Raw genomic sequence first — 22611 nt, 5'->3', positions numbered from 1 at the left:
TATTTAACTGTTTCTCCGACGAGACAGCACCATGTCTTTTAATTTACCCAAATCGTTTTCCATTACTTTATACTGTTCGTCCCGATCAAAAAGATCGGCCATATGTTCCGGCAACTCAGGTGTAACACCAGAAGCTTTATGAACGGCATCAGGGAATTTAGCAGGATGAGCCGTTGCCATACAAACCATCGCGGGGACATCTTCGCGCACCTTGGCTACCGCAGCAGCCACAGCAATCACAGAATGTGGGTCAAACAATTCACCCGTCTGTTCATAATATTTTTTAATTTCAGCAAGCGTTTGCTCGTCATCAAGACGATAAGCATCAAACAGCCTGAGAGCCCGTTGATGACGTGCAGGTTCCAAATCAAAGTTTCCATTTTCACGGAACGATGTCAGCGCAGCTTCGACAGATGAACCATCCTGATCCAGTAAATCAAACAACAGACGCTCAAAGTTACTCGAAATCTGAATATCCATTGATGGGGATAGACTTGGTTCAACAGGATTCATTGTCATTGACCCTGTTTCAAAGAACCGGGTGAGAATATCATTGCGGTTAGAGCCAACAATTAACTGGGATACCGGGAGACCCATTCGTCCAGCAGCATAGGCCGCGAAAACATTACCAAAATTACCTGTGGGGACAGAAAAGCCCACAGGACGGTCCGGTGCGCCAAGGGCAACCCCAGCGGCAAAATAATAGGCAATCTGGGACATAATCCGTGCCCAGTTAATGGAATTTACCGCAGATAGATTTACCGAATCCCGAAAATCCTGATCATTGAACATTGCCTTCACATGGTCTTGGCAATCATCAAATGTTCCCTCAAGGGCGATATTGATTACGTTGTGCGAGGTGACAGTTGTCATCTGGCGTCGCTGCACTTCAGAAACGCGACCATGAGGATGCAGAATATAAATATCAATTTGATCCCGATCCCGACATGCTTCAATCGCCGCAGAACCCGTATCACCCGAAGTCGCCCCAACAATTGTGATTCGCTCGCCACGTTTCGCAAGGACGTAATCAAAAAGACGCCCAAGCATCTGCAGGGCAAAATCTTTAAACGCAAGCGTCGGCCCGTGGAAAAGTTCCATGACCCAAATGCGCCCATTTATCTGTTTTAAAGGAGCAACAGCGGAATGTCTGAAGTCAGCGTAGCTGTCTTCAACGATCGCCTTTAGGTCTTGATCAGGAATAACACCGGCAACGAATGGCTTCACAACACGAAAGACAATTTCCGTATAGGGCTGACCAGCCATGTCGCGGATTTCTTCTGCAGAAAACTGGGGCCAGCTTTCAGGAAGATAAAGTCCACCGTCCCGGGCCAATCCAGCAAGGAGTACGTCGTCGAAGTTAAGGGCTTCTGCCTGCCCACGAGTGCTGATGTATTTCATGATTTCCTAGACCGTCACTTTTGCAACGAAACAAGCCCACTGGGCTAAAGCCAAAAACCTTACTGCGCCTTTATCGTAGCAGCAAGTAAGATCAATTTTACTATGGTTTTCTTGTACCAAGATCAAGCATCAAGATTAAACGTCAAGATAACGGGCCTTCAAATGCGCTTTGAATACCTGTGGATCAAGTGGATGCCCTGTAACTGTTGTCAGTAATTCATCTGTGGAAAGGAAAGATCCCCAAGCGTGAACATTCTCATTCAGCCAGCCCATAAGCGGCTTAAAGTTTCCTTGGGCTAACGCGGGTGGAATTTCAGGAACCGCTGCCTTTGCCGCTGCAAACAACTGGGCCGCAGCCATGGCACCCAAAGTATAGGTCGGGAAATATCCCCAAGCACCGTCATACCAGTGAATATCCTGAAGACAACCAAGCGTATCGTTGGGCGGGCGAATACCCAGTAACTTCTCTAACCCGTCATTCCACGCCTGTGGTAAATCTTCAAGACCCATGGATCCCTTAATGAGTTCTTTTTCCAGACGGTAGCGCAGAATAACGTGCGATGGATAGGTAACTTCATCGGCATCAACTCGAATAAAGTCAGGTTTAACTTTGTTATAGATGCGCTGCATGTTCTCAGGCGCCCAAGCAGCCCCTTGACCAGCAAAAGCTGCTTTTGCTTTTTCGGCAACAAATGAAACAAATTCTTCGCTTCGGCTCGCTTGCATTTCAATAATAAGCGATTGGCTTTCATGCATCGTCATACCACGCGCAGCCCCAACAGGCTGTAGACGCCAATCCTTTGGAAGGTTGCGCTCATACATCGCGTGCCCGGTTTCATGAAGAACACCCATCAGTGACGTCATGAAATCCGTTTCGTCATATCGTGTTGTTATCCGGATATCATCAGGTACACCGCCACAGAAAGGATGCAGGCTCACATCAAGACGGCCATTATTGAAATCAAAGCCCACAGCCTTGATCATTTCTCGCCCCAGAGCTTCTTGCGCTTTTACAGAAAACGGCCCATCAGGCATCACAGCTGCGGTTTCTGATGCCTGTTTTTCCAGCACTGCCTGTGTGAAATCTGGTAGGAATGTCGCTAAATCATCAAAAATCTCATCAATGCGCATTGATTTTCCGCCAGGCTCGAAATGATCCAGCAGGGCATCGTAGGTATCGCACTGAAAAAGCTCGGCTTTGATCTTGGCTTCTTGCTGCGTGAGGTTAAGCACTTCTTTCATCGCAGGCAGGATCGAAGCAAAGTCATTATTCGGTCGGGCTTCACGCCAGATCATCTCACAGCGTTTGCCAGCTTTGGTTTGTGCTTCGACAAAATCGCCATCGAGTGCCGTTGCATGACGCCAGATTCGCTGCATCTCACGCAGATTAGCCAACTGCCAGCTACCAAGATCCCCTTTGCTTTCCAGAGCTTGCGCAAACAAGTCTTCCACTTCACTGCTGGTCAAGATTTCATGCTGAACACCACTAAGAGCAGCAAGCTGTTCCATTCTGGCTTCAGCACCGCCGGCAGGCATGACTGTCGACATATCCCAACCTAATACACCGCTGGCTTCACCAATAGCGTTCATCCGGCGGAATTTTTTTTCAAGAGCAAGATAAGCTGACATTTTACATTCCCAATCAGGCAACAAACCATTCACAAGACGAGCGATTGTAATTTAGTCGTCTTCCCGTTTTTCAACAGGGCGATAATGATAGATGAAATAAATCACAGCAAGGATCAAAGCCATAGCATACCAAGTAATAACGTATTCCAGATGATTATTCACCAAAGCTATACGCGTTTGCCCGCCAAGAGGATATCCCCCCGGATTAGCCGCAGGGCCTGCATCAAGATAGACACTCATCACCGGGTTAGACAGATCTGTTTTCTGGCTCATTTCTTTGATATCCGTATAAAACCAGAAGTTATCTTCGGGATCATTAACTGGGCGCACAAATTCATACCCCTTCCATCCACCAACGCGAAGAAGACCTTCTATTTTAACGGGTCCATCAACCTGACCTTCAGGCCGAGAGGCAGGCGCTTTAAACTCAGAAGGAACAAAACCACGGTTGATCAGAATTTGTCGCCCATCCGTCATCACAAAAGGGGTAATAATCTGGATGCCTAATTGCCGATCCAGTGAACGTGCCCCCATGATAAGCTCTTTATCATGCAGGAACTCACCCTCTACCCAGACATTGATAAACTCATCAGCCTGCGGGTCAGCAACTTCGCCGGGATATGTTTCTGAAAAAGAAATTGCCACAGCAGAAGCGCGATCCGTTCGTAACGCAATTTGATCTTTTTTCCATTCCATGCGTGATAACTGCCAAGTGCCCAGAGCAATCGCAATCAAAACGACGGGAATAGTAAACATCGTAGGCCAAAAAGTTGGTTGGAAACGGCGTATAGTGCCTTTGGTCATAATCGACAAATCCTGTGTCGCTTGCTTTTAATAATATTCGAGCGCCACCATAAGGCCTTTGCAAGAACAGAGCAAAGCGATTGAGGCCCTCTGACAAGAAAATCTCTTAAATATAGGGCAAATGAAAAGGTCGAAGACATCCCCAGTGACACCCCCTAGGGCAAACTTGGAAACATAGAAAGAAGAAGGCCGTGCCTTAACGGGTGAAATGTGTATTTCACTTGCGTTTCAGGCACGGCCTTCTTTTCAAACCGAAACTGTTTCAGGTTGCCCTGATAGGCTGGACTTAGCCACCCCACCAGTATACAGCAACAAATAGGAACAACCAGACAACGTCCACGAAATGCCAGTACCAAGCAGCTGCCTCAAAGCCAACATGGGCTTCAGGTGTGAAGTGACCTTTTTTCGTACGGATCAAACATACAAAAAGGAAAATGGTACCAACGATGACGTGGAAACCATGGAAACCGGTCGCCATGTAGAAGGTAGAAGAATAAATATTATCTGTGAAACCGAATGCAGCGTGGCTGTATTCGAAAGCCTGAAGTGCCGTAAAAATCACGCCAAGACCGACAGTAATCATCAAAGCATGTACCGCTTGCTTCTGTTGACTGTTCAAGATCGCATGATGCGCCCAAGTCACGGAACAACCGGACAGCAGTAGGATCAGCGTGTTCAAGAACGGCAGATCAAATGCATCGAACGTTACAACATCAGCTGGCGGCCAAACGCCCCCGATAACTTCACTCGGATAGAACGCCGCCGTGAAATATGCCCAGAAGAATGCAACAAAGAACATTACTTCAGAAGCGATGAATAGTACCATCCCGTACCGCAGACCAATACGAACCACAGGGGTATGAAGGTGACGAACATAAGCTTCGTTCACCACGTCACGCCACCAGCCATACGTACAAATAAGAACCGATGCGATACCCGCAAAAAGAACTATATTTGTATAGTCATGCATCATCAAAACAAGACCTGTCGCCATTAAGCCAGCAGCAAAAGCTGTCAGCAAAGGCCAAGGGCTTGGATCAACCAAATGATACGGATGTTTTACTTCGTCGTGCCCTGCACTCATGATATCCCTCTTAACCAGACGCTATTGCGTATTGTTAATTGACCTCTACAACCGGTTTATTTCCGGTGTCATTACCCAAATCACCCACATCCACACTATCTTCTTCTTCAGTATCCCGGAAGAAAGTGTATGATAGAGTGATTGTTTTTACGTCACTGAGATTCGGATCATTCTCTATTTCCGGATCGACGTAGAAAGTGACAGGCATGTCAACTTCTTGTCCCGGCAACAAAGTCTGCTCTGAAAAACAGAAACAATCTACTTTTACGAAATACTGACCAGCCTTTAGCGGTGTCACATTGAATGTGGCAACACCTTTGACCTTATCATCAGACGTATTTTTTGCGCGATAAAACGCAATTCCTTCTTCCCCGACCTTAAGATCAACCGCACGCTGCGCAGGCTTAAAATGCCAAGGTAAATCTCCGTTCACAGAGGAATCAAATCGAATAGTCACATCACGATCACTAACAACCAGATCGTCCGTTGCTCCAGCTTCAGAAACCTGTGTTGTGCCACCATATCCTGTGACCTGACAAAACAGCTTATACAGTGGCACGGATGCAAAAGCCAACGCCACCATTCCGCAGACAACACCGCCTAGAATAATTGCAACGCGCGCATTTTTATCGCCAGCGACAGACATGCTACTTCATTCCCATCTTTACGATAGTGACCGCATACACAAGTGCAATGAAACCAAGTAAAACGCCCAAAATAGCCCAGTTGCGGCGTTTCCTCTGTTTATGGATTTCTGCCGAATTTTCCACAGTTTCATATTTTTTTGTTTTGTCTTCAGACATATTAACCACCAATCAAACTCAAAATACCTGGCGTTCGATCAATAATAAGAACGGCAAAGAGAACAAAGAGATATAAAATAGAATAGAAGAACATCTTACGGGCATGACGATCCTCTTCGGAACGCAGCACCTTGATGTTCAGCCATAGAAAATACGAACTCGCGATCAGCGCAACAGCCCCATACAACAGACCAGCAACGTTGAAATATACTGGCGCCAAAACAACTGGGAAAAGGGCAATGGTATAAACCAGCATTTGCCACTTAGTATTCTCACGACCAGAAACAACTGGCAACATCGGCACTTTAGCAGCGGCGTAATCGCCATCTTTATAAAGCGCCAAAGCCCAAAAATGTGGGGGCGTCCACATAAAGATAACCAAGAACAGAACAATAGATTCAATAGACACTGTTCCTGTTACAGCCGCCCAGCCAATCATCGGAGGAAACGCACCCGCAGCCCCACCAATGACAATATTTTGTGGCGTGCGGCGTTTCAGGAACATTGTGTATACAAAAACATAAAAACCGTTGGCTAAAGCCAGAAGTGCTGCAGCGGTCCAATTAACCGCTAAGCCCATAATCATCACAGAAAACAGACTTAGGATAACTCCAAAGCTCAAGGCAACGTCCGGTGCCATACGGCCAGCCGGTATAGGACGTTTTTTCGTTCGTGTCATAATCGCGTCAATGTCACGATCATACCACATGTTAATTGCTCCTGCGCCACCAGATGCAATCGCAATGCAGAACAGGGCAATAATTCCAAGGAATGGATGTATCGTTCCCGGAGCAACCATTAAACCGGAGAATCCAGTGAACACAACCAGATACATGACACCTGGCTTCATCAAAGCCCAGAAGTCAGCTACCTGTGCAACACCGCTTAAAGAAGCGGTATCGGTTGTTGTTGTATTTTCCATAGATGTATCGGTCACAATTTACTCCTGATTAAATCCGGCCATTAACATCCAATAATGCGATGAAATGGCCGGATCTATACTTAACTACCGTTATTTGATTTTTGGCAGCTCGTTAAAGCAGTGGAACGGTGGAGGAGAAGATACTGTCCACTCTAACGTCGTTGCACTTTCGCCCCATGGATTAGCTTCTACACGACGACCAAATTTCATTGTCCATATAGTCATGACAACAAAGAAGATTGTCGCGGCAAAGGTAATATAGGCACCATAAGAAGAGATCGCGTTGAAACCAGCATAGGCATCTGGGTAGTCAACATAACGACGTGGCATCCCTTGCAGACCAAGGAAGTGCTGAGGGAAGAAAATCATGTTCACCCCAACAAACGTCAGGACGAAGTGCAGATAACCTGCCCAAGCTGGGTAATCACGCCCAGACATTTTACCCATCCAGTAATACATACCAGCGATAATTCCAAAGACAGCACCAAGGCTGAGAACGTAGTGGAAGTGCGCCACAACATAGTAGGTGTCATGCATTGCCAGATCCATACCAGAGTTCGCAAGAACAACCCCGGTCACACCACCAACAGTAAAGAGGAAGATGAAACCAAGCGCCCAGACCATAGGTACAGAGAAACGGAGTGAACCACCCCACATTGTAGCAATCCAAGAGAAAATCTTAATCCCCGTAGGTACAGCAATAACCAGCGTAGCCGTTGTAAAGTAAGCACGTGTATTTACGTCCAAACCAACGGTGTACATGTGGTGCGCCCAAACAACGAAGCCTACGAAGCCAATCGCACACATCGCATAGGCCATGCCGAGATAACCAAACACAGGTTTACGGCTAAAGGTCGAAATGATGTGAGAAATGATACCAAATCCAGGCAGGATCATAATGTACACTTCGGGGTGGCCAAAGAACCAGAACAGATGCTGATACAGGATCGGATCACCACCTTTGGCCGGATCGAAGAAAGATGTTCCGAAGTTACGATCTGTAAGCAGCATAGTGATCGCACCACCAAGAACAGGAACCGCCAAAAGCAACAAGAAAGCCGTCACAAGCATGGACCACACAAAAAGAGGCATTTTGTGCAGGGTCATGCCTGGCGCACGCATGTTAAAGATTGTTGTGATAAAATTCACCGCACCAAGTATGGATGATGCACCCGCCAGATGGAGGGCAAAAATCGCCATATCAACCGATGGTCCCGATTGCCCAAAAGATGAGAGCGGGGGATAAACCGTCCACCCGGTACCAGCACCCTCACCAACCAGCGCAGAGCCCAGCAGCAGAAGGAACGCAGGAACAATTAACCAGAAGGAAATGTTGTTCATACGCGGGAAGGCCATATCCGGTGCACCGATCATCAAAGGAACAAAGTAGTTCCCAAAACCACCGATCATTGCAGGCATAACCACAAAAAACACCATGATGAAACCATGTGCCGTTACGACAACATTCCACCACTGGCCATTTGGCTCGCCATCAGTCAAAAAGTATTGTACGCCTGGCTCTTGAAGTTCCAAACGCATGTAAACAGAAAATGCGCCACCAATCAAAGCAGCGATTACTGAAAAGACCAGATACAAAATTCCGATGTCTTTATGGTTGGTCGAACAGAACCAACGGGTAAAGAACCCCGGCATGTGATCATGGTCGTGATGGGCTTCAGCAGCAGTACCCATATCTCAAATCCTCATTTCGTTTCTTTAAGCGCTTCTCTTGGCGCTATAACCGATTGAACGGCGAAATCTATCGAAGTTTCTCAGTTAAGCTGAGCAACCTGTACGGAACGATCATCTTCAATCGCAGCAAATTCTTCCTTGGCGAACTCAACCCATTTGTCGAACTCTTCTTTGGAAACGGCTTTGATCATGATCGGCATATAGGAATGGCCAGTACCACAAATCTCTGAACACTGACCGTAGTATGTACCTTCTGCGTTCACTTCGAACCAAGTCTCATTGATACGCCCAGGTACGCCATCAAGCTTCAAGCCCATAGAAGGCATTGCAAAAGAGTGAATAACGTCATCACCGGTCACCAAGAGACGAACTTTCGTGTTAACAGGGACCACAATCGCGTTATCCGTCGTCAACAAACGTGGCTCACCAGCTTCCAGTTCATCTTCTGACTTCATATAAGCGTCAAATGTGAAATCGCCTTGGTCAGGATATTCATAAGACCAATACCACTGCTTTCCGATCGCTTTGATCGTCATCTCGGTATCAGGATTACTGTCCGCCGCATAAAGAATTTTGAACGAAGGTATCGCAATAATCACCAAAATGATTACCGGAACAGCAGTCCAGATAATTTCAAGCAGCGTGTTATGGCTTGTTTTTGATGGGACAGGGTTCCGTTTCTCAGAGAAACGGAACATCACATAAAGCATCAGAACCAGAACAACGACACAAACCGCAACAATAATATAAAGCAGTAGCTCGTGAAATTCTCCCAATGCAACAGCAGTCGGAGAAGCGGCATCTTGGAGACCAAGACCCCATTCGACTGGCTGAGAGGCGTGACCAGTAGCAGTCAAACCGCCGAACAGTGCAACAGCACTAATTAGATAGGCAATCCGTTTCAGAAACGTCATGTACTCAACATCCTGTTTTTTTATATCAACTTTTGTTCCTGAATTGATCAGGATCAAAGTATCTTTCCCGATTCCAAGACTAATATACAGAATGGATGATTCTGACACTAGCTGGACTCCAAAGTTATTCTGGCGCAACCTACCCTATTGAAACCCGAGAGGACAAGCCCCAGATACACAAGAATTACGCATAGTAGATGCTTTAAGCTACCAAAAGATAAACATTAAGTGAACTATAGCCCTTCCCGAGAAGCCCGTCCCCTGGTTGCGACCTTATGACGCAGAACCCCATTTACCTCATAAATCTGCGCGTTTTACATTTAATTCTTAGTGTGAATTCCGACTTTCCTGCTCAACTATTTTACGGACACGGCGTACACCTAACCATAACGCAGTAACAACAAACGGGATAGACACAGCCGCAACAATAGACGCGTTCATATCGACTCCAGCGGTCTTAACCCCCTTTGCCAAATAGTAAATCAAGCTAACGACATAGTAACTGATCGCCGCCACAGAAAGACCTTCTACTGTCTCCTGTAATCTCAGCTGAATACTTGCTCTTTTATCCATAGACTTCAGAAGTGCAGAGTTCTGTTCTTCCAACTGGATATCAACACGCGTTCTCAATAACTGCCCCGCCCGGGCAACCCTTTTGGACAATGTATCCAAGCGCAATGCCATTGCCTCACAGGTTCGCATGGCCGGGGTCAGACGTCGATCCAAAAAGCTTTCCATCCGTTGAAAGCCATCCATGTTTCCTTCTTTCAACTTCAAAATACGTTGCTTAACCAACTCGTGGTACGCCTTTGAAGCAGAAAATCGATAGTTGGTAGCAGCTGCGGCCTGTTCAATTTCAGCAGACAACTCAGTCAGCTCGCTTAGCAACTGCTTTTCGTTATCCACATCCCGGCGGTCGGTCATACGCGTCGTTATATCCTTTAGCGCGCGCCCTGCTTTTGCCAGACGATCCCCATATTGCTGTGCCAAAGGAAGAGACAGAAGGGCCATCATTCGATAGGTATCAATTTCGAGCAACCGCTGAACGGCACGTCCTATTTGCCTTGGTTTCAAACCGTAATCTTTAATAAGGATGCGGCCATACCCGTCCTCGTTAATGCTAAAATCCATCCAAACACCGGCAAGTCCGCCACGTAGTGTACAAGCAGATAGATGCCCCGTAGGAAAGAAAGAAACTTGCTCCTGCATCGTGCGCTCCGGTGCATCGTGACCTTCGAGTTCAAGATGTACACCGACCAGTCTTTGACCCGGTACAGCATTAAGCCAATCCTCAGGTACCAGCTCGATTGCCGTCTTTGAGAAAGGTTTATGATATGCCTGTTTTGGCTTTTGAACACTTGGTGCCGTATCGTACTGCTTTCGATCCGGGTCTTTTCTGTTGCGAAAAAAAGTGTAAGTGGAAAATTCTGTATGACGCTCCCAAACCACATAAAAGTGACCTAGGTCAGCCATAAAATGTTTCGTTCCCGGGGCTGGTGCTGCCACGTTAAAACGTTGGCATAACAACCCCACATGGGCTCTTTCTTCTTCGGCTTTGTTTTCTCCTGATAACATTCCTATGTGAGTGATAGTTTCTGGACCAGTCAGCTGGGTAAATGGCCTTGCATGTAATTCATTACAAAGCTCAACCCGCAAGGGGTGATCGCGCAACATTTTTGTTCCTTATATCGACCTTATTTCTGCCTTTTAACAGAGCTCTTTTAGTCCGCTTTCTTCCGTAGAAGCGTTTTTTGCCTTTTGACAAAATGAAGTTTGACAAGATTCTCTTTAATTTGGAAGTCAAGATCATTGGCCTTCTCACATTGAGCACCTATATTGTCTGCAAAGGTATATTAAAGGAATCCATTTATGAGCTACATTGCCACAACCGACGATCTTTTTTTCAACCGCACCGATCTTGATCAAAAGCGGCTGGAAAACATTGTCAACAATGCCCTAACAGGTGCCGACGATGGCGAGCTCTATCTTGAATACCGCCAATCCGAAGGTATGGTTTTCGACGATGGACGACTGAAAAACGCCAGCTTTGACACATCTCAAGGATTTGGACTTCGTGCAATTGCTGGTGACAGTGCTGGCTATGCCCATGCAAGCGACCTGAGTGAAGAGGCCATAAAACGCGCGGTGAATACAGTTCAAGCCGTTCACAGCGGACATTCCGGCACTATGGCAGGTTCGCCACAAGGAACAAACTCAGCGCTTTACACCGAAGACAACCCTCTATCTGCCTGTGCTTTTGAAACCAAAATCAAAGTGCTCAATGATATTGATGCCTATGCCCGCGCAAAGGATTCTCGAGTAGTTCAGGTTAGCGCATCTATTTCCGGCGAATGGCAAGCCGTACAGATTATTCGCGCTGACGCACACAAAGTTGCTGATATCCGCCCGCTGGTACGTCTAAACATTTCAGTCACTGTTGCCCAAGGTGACAAGATGGAAAGTGGATCCTATGGTGGCGGTGGCCGCTTTGTTTATGACAGCCTGCTTGATCCAGCTTATTGGCAAAAAGGAACTGACGAGGCCATTCGACGAGCACTTGTTAATTTGGATGCTGTTCCCGCACCCGCTGGTGAAATGCAGGTCATTCTTGGTCCTGGGTGGCCTGGAATTCTACTGCACGAAGCTGTTGGTCATGGTCTGGAAGGTGATTTCAACCGTAAAAAAACATCAACCTTTAGTGACCGCATTGGAGAACGCGTTGCCTCTAAAGGTGTTACTATTGTCGATGACGGCACCATAGCAGATCGTCGCGGATCAATCTCGGTTGATGACGAAGGCACGCCGTCTCAATGTACAACCCTGATTGAAGACGGTATTCTTGTTGGCTACATGCAGGATCGTCAAAACGCCCGATTGATGGGCGAAAATTCTACAGGCAACGGTCGTCGACAAAGCTATGCCCACATTCCAATGCCACGGATGACAAACACAGTGATGCTGAACGGCGAACACGACCCCAAGGAAATGCTTAAATCTGTGAAGGATGGCATTTACGCAGTGAATTTTGGCGGCGGTCAGGTCGACATCACGTCAGGTAAATTCGTTTTTGCCTGCACGGAAGCTTATAAAGTCAAAGACGGTATTGTCGGGGAAGCTGTAAAAGGTGCCACTTTAATTGGAAACGGTCCTGATGCCATGCAAAAAATTTCCATGGTTGGTAACGATATGGAAATGGATGATGGCGTTGGTACTTGCGGCAAAAACGGCCAAGGCGTTCCCGTTGGTGTTGGACAGCCCACTCTTTTGATCAATGGCATTACTGTTGGCGGCACGGCTTAAACCAAAGAACACTTGAATTGTAAATTAATCCTTTCTTAACTCAATTCTAAGTAGTATTTTAGATGCAACCTCCTATCGACCCTTGTATCGATATCTTAATGCCCCGGTTAATTCCGGGGCTTTTTTTTTGCGATCTTTTCAAAAAAGCTGATCACTCACATAAAGAGTAATCAGCTTTTAAGTTAAGTCACTTAACTGCGTCGAGTATCTCACTTAACCGTGAGAGCTTACTTAATAAGCATACTCAATAAATGCAGGGTCAACGGATTCATTCCAGCGTTCATAATAAGCTTTGAGCTTTTCTTCCGCTGGGGTAACACCGCTTTCAGCTGTCTCCATCAACGTATTAAGGAAGTGAACTTCATCACGCCCTTGGCCATCAATACGTCCTCTGTTCTCAAGACCGCTGGCTGCTATTTTTACGACTTCCTCTGCCAAACCTTGAAGTTTCTGGCCACGGACGACCGCAGACAAGCCCTTGGCCGGGACTTCCGCTCTCAACAATTGGCGCTCTTCATCGGTCCAGTCTTTCACCAGATCCCATGCGGCATCCAGCGCTGATTGATCATAAAGCAGGCCAACCCACAAAGCAGGTAAAGCACACAGAGATTTCCACGGGCCACCGTCAGCACCGCGCATTTCAAGGAATTTTTTCATCCGCACTTCGGGAAAAGCCGTCGTAATATGGTCATCCCAATCTTTTAACGTTGGTAGTTCACCGGGGAGTATTTTCAATTTTCCCTGCATAAAATCACGGAACGATTCACCGCTGGCATCCAAATATTTACCATCGCGATATACAAAATACATTGGCACATCGAGAACGTAATCGACATAGCGTTCAAAACTCATACCATCTTCGAACACAAAGGAAAGCATACCACAGCGATCAGGATCGGTATCGGTCCACAAATGACTACGATAGCTCAAGAACCCGTTGGGTTTGCCATAGCTAAAAGGAGAGTTCGCAAAAAGGGCCGTCGCAATAGGCTGTAATGCCAAGCTGGTACGAAATTTGTGGATCATGTCCTGTTCGCTGGAAAAATCCAGATTAACCTGAACAGTGCAGCTTAACGTCATCATATCCAAACCGAGATTACCGCGTTTTGGCATATATTCGCGCATAATCTTGTATCGGCCCTTTGGCATCCAATTGACGCCTTCCTGCCCCCATTTCGGATTGAATCCCATTCCAAGCATATGAATACCAAGCGGTTCGGTAATTTCCTTAACCTGATGCAGGTGAGAGTGCACTTCACGGCAGGTATCGTGCACTGTCTCCAAAGGAGCACCAGAAAGCTCAAGTTGCCCACCAGGTTCCAATGTGACCGAAGCTCCGCTATCTGTTAGCGCAATGATATTGTCGCCTTCATAGCCCGGGGTCCAGCCAAATCGATTGGCAAGACCTTCGAGGATCATCTTGATTGACTTTTCACCATCATATTTCAGTGATTTAAAAGTCTCATCACAAAAAGCGAACTTTTCATGCTCTGTCCCAATACGCCATTGATCTTTAGGTTTGTTACCACTTTCCAGATAGGAAATCAGTTGGGCTTTATCCGTAATTACGGTTGATGAGGAAGAAGCGTCGGACATATTTAAATTCCATTTATTCGGTCATCGTTTAAAATAAAAACTCAGAATTGCCTGAATTCAAGCAACCGTGACCGGCGTTGTACCTTTTGGTGGGCGCATACCCCCATCTCCTAATATTGCCTGCCAACATGACAGGGCTGCAACAGCAGCGGTATCAGCCCGAAGTACTCTTGGACCAAGACCTATTGGTGTCACATAAGGAAGGCGACGAAGAGCTTCAAGCTCTTCTTCAGCAAAACCACCTTCCGGACCGATTAATACCGCCCAAGGGCGTTGACCGGCATCTGGCTCTTTAACCAGTATTTCTGTTAGAGTTTCTGCAATAGGCTTTGCATCACCAAATTCCGCACAAACCATTAAACGCCTATCATCAGGCCAATTATCGATGAGCTTGTCCAATGATATGGCATCATCAACTTCTGTGACTGATAAGCGTTCACATTGTTCCGCTGATTCCTTTGCGTGCGCCGCAAGGCGATCACGGTTAATTCGCTTAACATCCGTGTAACGGGTAAAAACAGGCAAGATGCGTGAACAACCAAGCTCCCCAGCTTTTTCAGCAAGAAAATCTATCCTCGAACGCTTAATTGGCGCAAATACCAGCCAAATATCAGGTTCCGGTGCAGGTTTGCGACGTTGCTCTTGTATCTGTAACGAACACCATCCCTTGCCCAATCCCTCGATCACACCAAGCCATTCGCCGTCTCGCTCATTAAAAAGACCGATTCGTGCGCCCGTGTTAAGTCGTAAGACAGACCGCAGGTAATGCGCACCCGCAGCATCAAGGCCGACAGTCGCCCCTTGGCTCAAGCTTTCTTCCACATAGAGTCTGGTTACAACACGTTCCATCTCTCGAACCTACCTTCACAAAGCAGTACTTCAGGTGTATCACTCATAATTAAACAAGTAGATAACACCCACAAAAGAGATAACACAACGCCGATATGACCAATAATGCCAGCGACAATGCTAGTGACATCGCGAATGATCGTTTAATCATCAGAATATCTCCCGCATGGACCCGACCATATCTACGTCTGGCAAGACTCGATAGGCCGATTGGAACTTGGTTATTACTCTTCCCCTGCTGGTGGTCGATGTTGCTCGCAACCAGTGCGCCCGGTTATCAAATCGGCAGCCCCTTTGCCCCTCTCTATTTCATGGCACTCTTTGCAATCGGCGCCCTTACAATGAGGGGCGCGGGCTGCACCATCAACGATATGGCTGATCGAGAGTATGACAAGAAGGTAGCACGTACCGCCACACGCCCCTTGGCTAGTGGTGAGCTTTCCATGAAGCAAGCCACGGCCTTCCTTGCCCTTCAACTTGCCATCGGTCTTGCGGTGTTATCTCAGTTCAACACTTACACCATTATTTTGGCCTCATCAGCCATATTGCTGGTGATCTGCTATCCCTTTATGAAGCGCATAACCTATTGGCCCCAAGCATGGCTTGGCCTGACCTTCAACTGGGGTGCCTTGGTTGGTTGGGCCGCTGTACGAGGCGACCTCAGCCTCCCTCCTCTTCTCATTTATATCGGCGGGATTGCCTGGACGCTTGGGTACGACACTATTTATGCACATCAGGATAAAGAGGACGATGCATTGGTCGGCGTGAAATCCACCGCATTGAAACTGGGAAACAAAACAAAGTATTGGCTCGTGCTCTTTTACAGCATTTGTACGCTCTGCTTTGCCACAGCAGGATTTATTATGGGGTTACAATGGCCTTTTTGGCTTGGAGTTGCAGGTTTGGCCTCCCATTTCTTCTGGCAAGCGGCTACCGTTCGGATTGATGATCCGGCCGACTGCTTAAACAAGTTCAAATCCAATAGAAATATCGGGTGGATTTTTCTCGCCGGGATCTATCTTGCCGCGACAATCAAATAACCCAACATTAAATGACGCAGATATCCGACCCCAAAAATTTTATCGTCCGAAACACTCGACCAACGGCGACGCCACTTCTTGGGGATAAAATAGAACTTTATCTGGCCTGTCAGGATCTACCACTTTGGCAACTGGGCGAAGAAGAGCTAGATAGGCTAAAACTTCCCACACCCTTCTGGGCTTTTGCTTGGGCTGGTGGCCAAGCTCTCTCTCAATACATTCTGGATAACCCTAGCATTGTCCGGGGCAAACGCGTTCTCGATTTTGCTTGTGGATGTGGCATACAAGCCATAGCAGCAAAGATGTCAGGGGCAAAGACAGTCCTTGCTGCTGACATTGATTCCTTTGCAATCGCCGCCACACAATTGAACGCTAAACAGAACAAAGTAAGCCTCGCAACAACATCCGAGAATTTGGTGGGAAAAGACAACCAAGGTTGGGACGTGATCCTCGCAGGTGATGTTTGTTACGATGAACCCATGGCCAAAGAGATAACATCATGGCTTTGGCAACTTTATAAAACAGGCGTAATTGTTCTTATGGGGGATCCAGGAAGAACCTACCTGCCTAAATCAGGATTAAAAAAATTAATCGCTTATGGCGTCCAAACATCCTCTTCCTTGGAAGATACCGATGTACGAAATGCCTGCGTTTGGGAATTCTATAAGAATGAAAAATCATCATAAAAATGCATTAATCTTTTTCTGGCTACGGTTTCGCATTATAACAAGGCGCTATCTGACTGCTGCTGAGTTTGGAATAAGATTACATCTTCTTTTTTGACGATAACCTCTGACAAGTACGCTTAAAACTAGACCTTAATGCAAGAGCGCGCTAAAGCTCTCTTGCTAAATTGAACCAACTGTTGGCCTGATGAACGAGTATCTACAAAAGCAAGAAAAACCATTTGTACTGCTGGATGACACGCTCTCTGGCAAAGGTTCGGTTTTGTTCATCAATCCAAGTAATATCATTAGCTGTGATAGTCCCGAAGAACTAAATGCAACTTTCGCTTTGATGGATCGGGAAAGAAAAGCAGGAAAGCACTTAGCTGGCTTTTTATCTTATGAGTTAGGCTACCTTCTCGAAGACAAGCTTTCGTGTTTATTACCACCGGACACAAGCCGTAATGTTCCTTTACTGTGGTTTGGATCCTTCGAAGAAGCAGTCTCACTTAAGCCGGTAGAAGCACATAAGTTCCTCGCAAAACAACGGTCCGGTGATTACAACCTAACAAACCTGAAACCTTCAATGGATGAGCAAAGCTATTGCACCGCCATTCACAAAGTTCAGGATTATATCGCAGCCGGCGACACCTATCAGGTTAACTACACATTCAAACATCGTTTTGATATATCCGGCGACCCAATAGCCTTATTTCAGGAACTCAGGCAGCGACAGAATGTCAGCAATGGTGCCTATATTGAAACAGGTCACCATACTATTCTCTCTCTATCCCCTGAAATATTCCTGTCAACGCAAGGGCCCAAAGCACGGACCCGGCCAATGAAGGGGACTGTCCAGCGCGGAAAAAGCCCAAAAGAAGACAACGAAAATAAAATCTGGCTCACAAAAGACGAGAAATCACGCGCTGAAAACCTGATGATTGTTGATCTTTTGAGAAACGACATGGGACGCGTATGTGAAGTTGGTTCCATAGAGGTCACCGAGCTATTTACGATAGAAACTTATCGATCTCTGCATCAAATGACGTCAAATATCATCGGGAAACTTCGGCCCGAGGTAAGCCCCGTTGATCTGATCCGACAGCTTTTCCCTTGTGGCTCAATAACCGGTGCCCCCAAAGTACGTACAATGGAAATTATTTCCGAATTGGAAGAACAACCCCGTGGCGTCTATACCGGAAGCATTGGACATATCGCCCCCAACGGGAACACCAAATTTAATGTCGCCATTCGCACCCTGATGGTGGACAAAAACGGCAAAGGTGAAATGGGTATTGGTAGTGGCATTGTGTACGATTCCAGTTCTGAAGCTGAATATCAGGAATGCCTTCTCAAAGGACAGTTCCTGTCAGGCAATTTGGCAGGATACGCAAAACCCCTTTTTGATCTGATAGAAACACTACGATGGGAAGAAGGAACGGGGTATTTCCTTCTTGAAGAACATCTTGAACGTCTTGAAAATTCTGCAGGTTTCTTCGCTTATCCTTTTGAGAAAGAAAATGTATGTTCGGCTTTGCAAAGCCTAGAGCTCAAGGGTACACAGCGCGTCAGGCTTTTGCTGCATAAAGATGGCTCGACAACAGTCACAGCCACATCAATAGAGCAACCCGACCCTCAAAAGCCTATAGGCTATGTCGTTTCAGAAAAGACTGTCGATAGCAGTGATATATTCTTTTACCATAAAACAACCCGTCGAGAGTTTTACGAAGACGAACTTGCCAGACAAAATCAGCTCACAGGTTGCACAGAAGTCTTATTCACCAACGAACATGGTGAAATCACAGAAGGCGCACGCACAAATGTCTTTATCGAAATTGAGGGCAAGCTGTTCACACCACCTATTTCCAGTGGCGTCTTAAATGGTACATTCAGAACGTACCTGCTCAAAACAGGTTACAAAGACATCACAGAAAAAGTTCTATCGCTTGATGATCTGGCAGTAGCAGACACCGTTTTCTTTGGAAATTCGGTTCGTAATCTAATGCGCGCTCAGTGCATTTCGCAGGAAATAGAAAAGGGAGCATAGAAGCTCCCTTCGTATATAAACCGAACGCCTTGAAACAGGCTAATCCGTTAGATTATGCAACCAGTTTCTGAACATATCCAGGAAGAGCAAAGGCTGCTCGGTGGATCTCTGGCGTATAATACTTGGTCTCAATCCCAGCCGAGCTATAGCGCGCTTCTAATTGATCCAATGAAATGTCCTTCAACCCCTTTTGATCCGTTCCCCAGCCAAAAGCCATCGGGCCACCAACATAGGTTGGTACAGTAGCGAGATAGCATGTGGCCTCCGCAAAGATCGGTTTAAAGAACGTCAATGTGGATTTCAGCTCATCAGCCTGCAAAAACGGGACCCCGTTCTGGGTGACAAGAATGCCGCCCTCTTCGAGACATGATTTACAATCTGTGTAGAAATTATCTGTAAAGAGAACTTCCCCAGGACCAATCGGATCTGTCGAATCAACAATGATAAGATCGTATTTTTCCGAACACTGCTTCATAAAGAGACAGCCATCCTTAATCACAAGATCCAATCGCGGATCTTCAAACGCATTTCCACAAATCATAGGAAGATGTTCTTTGCTAAGTTCGATAACAGTTCGGTCAAGCTCGACCATCGTTACCTTCTCAACAGTTTGATGTTTTAGCACCTCTTCCAGCATGCCCCCATCACCGCCACCAACAATCAGAACCTTTTTAACGGCTCCGTGGGCGAAGATCGGAAGATGGGCAAGCATTTCATGGTATATGAATTCGTCCCGTTCCGTAATTTGGGTTACACCATCCAAGGCCATAACCCGACCATAGATCTCGTTTTCATAAATAACGAGGTTCTGATGTTCTGTTTTATTATCGAAAAGAACTTCTTTGACACGAAAACTCGAATGGATATCTGCGTGCAGCTCTTCTGTCACCCAGTCCTTCATTTTGTTTCTGTCCTACCCGTTTCTTGAGTCCTGATTTCTTTTCCACGGCGTATTTCTTCAACCAGAACTTCATCTGGACCAAAAGCTTCTTTCAGAACATCAATTGAATTGTGAGGCTCTGAATCACCACACATAAACACATCCAATGCCGCATAGCCTTTTTCGGGCCATGTATGAATGGAAATATGTGATTCAGCCAAAACCGCGACACCAGAAACGCCGCCGTTAGGGGTAAAGTGATGTAAATGTATGTGCAGTAAGGTCGCTTTGGACCTTTCAACACATTCGATAAGGGTATTTTCGACAAACTTTAAATCATCTAACCGACGAGCCCCTTTAAGATCAATGATCAAATGGGTGCCGGCAAACCTCTCTCCGTCGCGTTCAATGAAGAAATCCTTTTGCTCTTCATCCAAGGCAACTACATTCGAAGCTTCGACATTTTTAGTTTCAATACCAGTCCGACAAGCGGATCCGTTTTCTTCCGTTTGGGTGGTGCTTGAACCTTGATTCAAGTCCATCCCCAATTGGAAGAGGGCGTGTGCAGTAGACACTTAGCGTCCTCCCCAACCAGTAGATGACTTTGGCTCAATCGCGATTTAATGCCGAATGCAAAAAACCCCTGTAAAGCCACGATGTTGCGCGGTCTTAAAGAACCTCGTTTTCAAATGCAAGGAAAAAACTCACCTGCACTGAATGCACGTATTAACGGGATATACTATAGAAAGGATGAAAAACATCCAATGATTGTTTTCTGACAGCTTCCACAACCTTGCTTCTATATTGCGATGCTTCGATAGATTTCAAGATTGCATCATCAAGATCTTCGTCAGCCCCATGTCCCTCGTGAACCAATTTCAAGACTTCCTCTTGCCCAAGAGCATCATACCTGCGGTTTCGTGCTGGTATTGCGTTTAAGGCAAGTGGGTTGCCATGGAAATTGAACGCCCCAAACGAGCTACGATAAACGGCGAGACGATTGGGATCAGTCGGCAAATCATGATTTTCAGACGAATCCCATTGGCATTGAACATGTCCATAGGAATAGTTGCCACCCGGCAACTCGGTTTCATGCATACGGACGAGCTGATCATCGGTTAACCATGTCAGAAAAACCTGAACACTCGTTCCAGGACAATATACCAGTTCGGCAGCAACGGACCCATAGCGCGCAACGTGTGCGGAATAGACCACATCATGATCATGCAGCCAAATAGCCGTTAAGGGAATCGGATCTTGCCCCGAAGGATGCCCAACAAACTTCCGCGACAACTGTTCTGGTGCACGGTTTGAGCCATGTGCAATAACAGCTTTTCGATCTGAAAGTTTGATCCCGTACTCAGTAACTTTAGAGAAGTCTTCACTTCGCCCATCTACAAATAGATATGACGTTTGCGGGGCAATAAAGGGATACCCTTTTGCCAAGCGAAGCCTATCACTCTGGTCACAAGGAAGTTCCCAGGGCATAAGATACGTTATTTAGTCAGTACAGGGCGGTGGAGCGTCTTTATCGACTCTCTCAATCCGGAAACGCGTTGTGCACTCATCGACCGTCAACCACGCTCTACGTGACCACTCTTTTTTTGCGGATTCATAATCTGCAAACGGGCCGATCCACTCTTCGTCCCCCCCAACGGCTTCGCAGAAAGAAGTATCTGCATATTCGCCGCCTACCACAAAAAACTGTTGTGCCATTACTGTTACTCTATACTAATCGCCGAAATTGTCTCGGTACATACGCACTTCTGGGTACTATAGGCCCCTTAACAAAAGAGTAATAGAAAAAAATTCAGAAAAATGCTTAAAAAAGTGAATAAAAATATCTTAAGACAAATCACACATATTGCAGAATCCTTGAGAAACAAGGCTTTAAGGTTAGAATATCGATATAAACGATACGAATATTTAAGAATTCAGTTTCTGTTTTTTTACGCTATACTCATCGCACAGGTTGTATAAATTTTAAAAATTCATTTAAGGGGTTAACATGCTTTCGGCTTTTTCCATTTTTGCTATCGCAGTCGTCGTGCTCGCGGTCATACTCGTTCTTATGGGGGTAAAATCCGTACCTCAGGGAACTGAATACACAATTGAAAGATTTGGCAGATACACCAAAACATTATCTCCCGGATTGAATTTGATTGTTCCAATCGTTGACCGTGTCGGTGCCGAGCTTAACATGATGGAAACCGTTATGGATGTTCCATCACAGGAAGTTATCACCAAAGATAACGCCTCTGTTCAAGTTGATGGTGTTGTCTTTTATCAAATTCTCGATGCGGCAATGGCTGCCTATGAAGTCAGGAATCTTGAGCGTGCAATACTAAACCTGACCATGACAAACATACGTACCGTTATGGGATCTATGGACCTCGATGCGCTTTTATCACAACGCGACAAAATCAACGCCGAGCTGATTACGGTTGTCGACGAAGCAACCGCACCTTGGGGGGTGAAGGTTACACGTATTGATATCAAAGATATTACACCGCCAGCTGATTTGATTGAATCCATGGCCCGTCAGATGAAGGCCGAACGCGACAAACGCGCTAATATTCTCGAAGCAGAAGGTGTACGCCAAGCACAAATTCTTCGAGCTGAAGGCCTTAAACAATCCGCCATTCTGGAGGCTGAAGGGCGTAAAGAATCCGCCTTCCGTGATGCCGAAGCCCGTGAGCGTGAAGCTGAAGCGGAAGCAAAAGCGGCTGAATCAGTATCCAAATCAATCGCCGAAGGAGACATTCAGGCCATTAATTATTTTGTCGCCCAAAAATATGTCGAAGCCTTTGGCAAGTTCGCGGATTCACCAAACCAGAAAACCATGATCCTACCGATGGAAGCTACCGGCATTCTTGGTTCGATCGCAGGTGTTGCTGAACTGGCAAAAGCAGCTCTTGGTGATGGCAGCTCAACATCATCCAAATCGCCTTGGTCCACTGACAGCAAAGACGGAGTGTAAATCAG

21 protein-coding genes are annotated in these 22611 nt (G+C 46.3%); 5 read left to right on the top strand and 16 right to left on the bottom strand.

Annotation, left to right across the window (positions count from 1 at the left end; translation table 11 throughout):
- Positions 1-3: 3 nt before the first annotated feature.
- From thrC to ACN0W5_RS03235, 10 genes are all read right to left on the bottom strand, one after another.
- A complete protein-coding gene (gene thrC / locus ACN0W5_RS03280; protein WP_417452811.1) occupies positions 4-1401 on the bottom strand; it encodes a threonine synthase in 1398 nt (465 codons plus the stop codon).
- A 135-nt stretch (positions 1402-1536) separates the two neighbouring features.
- Positions 1537-3030 (bottom strand): carboxypeptidase M32, encoded by a 1494-nt coding sequence (locus ACN0W5_RS03275; RefSeq protein WP_417452810.1) that lies wholly within the window; start codon positions 3028-3030, stop codon positions 1537-1539.
- Between the two features lie 51 nt (positions 3031-3081).
- Entirely contained in the window at positions 3082-3834 is a 753-nt protein-coding gene (locus ACN0W5_RS03270) for an SURF1 family protein (protein ID WP_417452809.1), read from the bottom strand.
- A 286-nt stretch (positions 3835-4120) separates the two neighbouring features.
- Positions 4121-4918 (bottom strand): cytochrome c oxidase subunit 3, encoded by a 798-nt coding sequence (locus ACN0W5_RS03265; protein ID WP_299378334.1) that lies wholly within the window; start codon positions 4916-4918, stop codon positions 4121-4123.
- Between the two features lie 34 nt (positions 4919-4952).
- Positions 4953-5564: a cytochrome c oxidase assembly protein gene (locus tag ACN0W5_RS03260; protein ID WP_299378337.1), complete on the bottom strand. Its 612-nt coding sequence runs from the start codon at positions 5562-5564 to the stop codon at positions 4953-4955.
- A 1-nt stretch (position 5565) separates the two neighbouring features.
- A complete protein-coding gene (locus ACN0W5_RS03255) occupies positions 5566-5721 on the bottom strand; it encodes a hypothetical protein (protein WP_417452808.1) in 156 nt (51 codons plus the stop codon).
- Between the two features lies 1 nt (position 5722).
- On the bottom strand, positions 5723-6643 hold the full coding sequence (gene cyoE, locus ACN0W5_RS03250) for a heme o synthase (RefSeq protein ID WP_299378393.1): 921 nt from the start codon (positions 6641-6643) through the stop codon (positions 5723-5725).
- Between the two features lie 90 nt (positions 6644-6733).
- Entirely contained in the window at positions 6734-8335 is a 1602-nt protein-coding gene (gene ctaD, locus ACN0W5_RS03245; RefSeq protein WP_417452807.1) for a cytochrome c oxidase subunit I, read from the bottom strand.
- Between the two features lie 80 nt (positions 8336-8415).
- The gene (coxB, locus tag ACN0W5_RS03240) at positions 8416-9357 is read right to left on the bottom strand and encodes a cytochrome c oxidase subunit II (protein ID WP_417452806.1); all 942 of its coding nucleotides are present in this window, start codon (positions 9355-9357) and stop codon (positions 8416-8418) included.
- 219 nt (positions 9358-9576) lie between these two features.
- Complete coding sequence (locus ACN0W5_RS03235) at positions 9577-10923, bottom strand: DUF3422 family protein (RefSeq protein WP_417452805.1); 1347 nt, start codon at positions 10921-10923, stop codon at positions 9577-9579.
- Positions 10924-11118: 195 nt separating this feature from the next.
- Here ACN0W5_RS03235 and tldD point away from each other — a divergent pair, with 195 nt between their 5' ends.
- Positions 11119-12549, top strand: coding sequence for a metalloprotease TldD (gene tldD, locus ACN0W5_RS03230; protein WP_417452804.1), 1431 nt, complete (start codon positions 11119-11121; stop codon positions 12547-12549).
- Positions 12550-12780: 231 nt separating this feature from the next.
- Here tldD and ACN0W5_RS03225 read toward each other — a convergent pair whose 3' ends face one another.
- A complete protein-coding gene (locus ACN0W5_RS03225) occupies positions 12781-14145 on the bottom strand; it encodes a glutamate--cysteine ligase (RefSeq protein ID WP_417452803.1) in 1365 nt (454 codons plus the stop codon).
- A 57-nt stretch (positions 14146-14202) separates the two neighbouring features.
- The gene (locus ACN0W5_RS03220; RefSeq protein WP_417452802.1) at positions 14203-14994 is read right to left on the bottom strand and encodes a 16S rRNA (uracil(1498)-N(3))-methyltransferase; all 792 of its coding nucleotides are present in this window, start codon (positions 14992-14994) and stop codon (positions 14203-14205) included.
- 95 nt (positions 14995-15089) lie between these two features.
- Between ACN0W5_RS03220 and ubiA the strand changes: the two genes are divergently transcribed.
- The 3 genes from ubiA to pabB all read left to right on the top strand — a co-directional run bounded on the left by ubiA (position 15090) and on the right by pabB (position 18746).
- Positions 15090-16034, top strand: coding sequence for a 4-hydroxybenzoate octaprenyltransferase (gene ubiA, locus ACN0W5_RS03215; protein ID WP_417452801.1), 945 nt, complete (start codon positions 15090-15092; stop codon positions 16032-16034).
- A gap of 11 nt (positions 16035-16045) precedes the next feature.
- Positions 16046-16720: a class I SAM-dependent methyltransferase gene (locus ACN0W5_RS03210; protein WP_417452800.1), complete on the top strand. Its 675-nt coding sequence runs from the start codon at positions 16046-16048 to the stop codon at positions 16718-16720.
- A 187-nt stretch (positions 16721-16907) separates the two neighbouring features.
- Positions 16908-18746: an aminodeoxychorismate synthase component I gene (gene pabB, locus ACN0W5_RS03205; protein ID WP_417452799.1), complete on the top strand. Its 1839-nt coding sequence runs from the start codon at positions 16908-16910 to the stop codon at positions 18744-18746.
- Positions 18747-18798: 52 nt separating this feature from the next.
- Here pabB and speE read toward each other — a convergent pair whose 3' ends face one another.
- The 4 genes from speE to ACN0W5_RS03185 form a co-directional block, all read right to left on the bottom strand.
- Entirely contained in the window at positions 18799-19647 is an 849-nt protein-coding gene (gene speE / locus ACN0W5_RS03200; protein ID WP_417452798.1) for a polyamine aminopropyltransferase, read from the bottom strand.
- Positions 19644-20201, bottom strand: a complete 558-nt coding sequence (gene speD, locus ACN0W5_RS03195) for an adenosylmethionine decarboxylase (protein WP_417452797.1) — start codon at positions 20199-20201, stop codon at positions 19644-19646. Before speD ends, speE begins: the two co-directional genes overlap by 4 nt.
- Before the next feature lie 151 nt (positions 20202-20352).
- The gene (locus ACN0W5_RS03190) at positions 20353-21114 is read right to left on the bottom strand and encodes a hypothetical protein (RefSeq protein WP_417452796.1); all 762 of its coding nucleotides are present in this window, start codon (positions 21112-21114) and stop codon (positions 20353-20355) included.
- A 12-nt stretch (positions 21115-21126) separates the two neighbouring features.
- Positions 21127-21324, bottom strand: a complete 198-nt coding sequence (locus ACN0W5_RS03185; RefSeq protein WP_162200100.1) for a DUF4170 domain-containing protein — start codon at positions 21322-21324, stop codon at positions 21127-21129.
- Between the two features lie 310 nt (positions 21325-21634).
- Between ACN0W5_RS03185 and ACN0W5_RS03180 the strand changes: the two genes are divergently transcribed.
- Positions 21635-22606, top strand: coding sequence for an SPFH domain-containing protein (locus ACN0W5_RS03180; protein WP_417452795.1), 972 nt, complete (start codon positions 21635-21637; stop codon positions 22604-22606).
- Positions 22607-22611 lie beyond the last annotated feature (5 nt).

Source organism: Kiloniella sp. (assembly GCF_048270245.1).
GTDB lineage: Bacteria > Pseudomonadota > Alphaproteobacteria > Kiloniellales > Kiloniellaceae > Kiloniella.
This window is presented reverse-complemented; position numbering and strand designations above follow the sequence as displayed.

Coding starts and splice junctions, on each gene's coding strand:
- thrC (WP_417452811.1), bottom strand. CDS start 1,401: ATGAAATACATCAGCACTCGTGGGCAGGCAGAAGCCCTTAACTTCGAC.
- ACN0W5_RS03275 (WP_417452810.1), bottom strand. CDS start 3,030: ATGTCAGCTTATCTTGCTCTTGAAAAAAAATTCCGCCGGATGAACGCT.
- ACN0W5_RS03270 (WP_417452809.1), bottom strand. CDS start 3,834: ATGACCAAAGGCACTATACGCCGTTTCCAACCAACTTTTTGGCCTACG.
- ACN0W5_RS03265 (WP_299378334.1), bottom strand. CDS start 4,918: ATGAGTGCAGGGCACGACGAAGTAAAACATCCGTATCATTTGGTTGAT.
- ACN0W5_RS03260 (WP_299378337.1), bottom strand. CDS start 5,564: ATGTCTGTCGCTGGCGATAAAAATGCGCGCGTTGCAATTATTCTAGGC.
- ACN0W5_RS03255 (WP_417452808.1), bottom strand. CDS start 5,721: ATGTCTGAAGACAAAACAAAAAAATATGAAACTGTGGAAAATTCGGCA.
- cyoE (WP_299378393.1), bottom strand. CDS start 6,643: ATGGAAAATACAACAACAACCGATACCGCTTCTTTAAGCGGTGTTGCA.
- ctaD (WP_417452807.1), bottom strand. CDS start 8,335: ATGGGTACTGCTGCTGAAGCCCATCACGACCATGATCACATGCCGGGG.
- ACN0W5_RS03235 (WP_417452805.1), bottom strand. CDS start 10,923: ATGTTGCGCGATCACCCCTTGCGGGTTGAGCTTTGTAATGAATTACAT.
- tldD (WP_417452804.1), top strand. CDS start 11,119: ATGAGCTACATTGCCACAACCGACGATCTTTTTTTCAACCGCACCGAT.
- ACN0W5_RS03225 (WP_417452803.1), bottom strand. CDS start 14,145: ATGTCCGACGCTTCTTCCTCATCAACCGTAATTACGGATAAAGCCCAA.
- ACN0W5_RS03220 (WP_417452802.1), bottom strand. CDS start 14,994: ATGGAACGTGTTGTAACCAGACTCTATGTGGAAGAAAGCTTGAGCCAA.
- ubiA (WP_417452801.1), top strand. CDS start 15,090: ATGACCAATAATGCCAGCGACAATGCTAGTGACATCGCGAATGATCGT.
- ACN0W5_RS03210 (WP_417452800.1), top strand. CDS start 16,046: ATGACGCAGATATCCGACCCCAAAAATTTTATCGTCCGAAACACTCGA.
- pabB (WP_417452799.1), top strand. CDS start 16,908: ATGAACGAGTATCTACAAAAGCAAGAAAAACCATTTGTACTGCTGGAT.
- speE (WP_417452798.1), bottom strand. CDS start 19,647: ATGAAGGACTGGGTGACAGAAGAGCTGCACGCAGATATCCATTCGAGT.
- ACN0W5_RS03190 (WP_417452796.1), bottom strand. CDS start 21,114: ATGCCCTGGGAACTTCCTTGTGACCAGAGTGATAGGCTTCGCTTGGCA.
- ACN0W5_RS03180 (WP_417452795.1), top strand. CDS start 21,635: ATGCTTTCGGCTTTTTCCATTTTTGCTATCGCAGTCGTCGTGCTCGCG.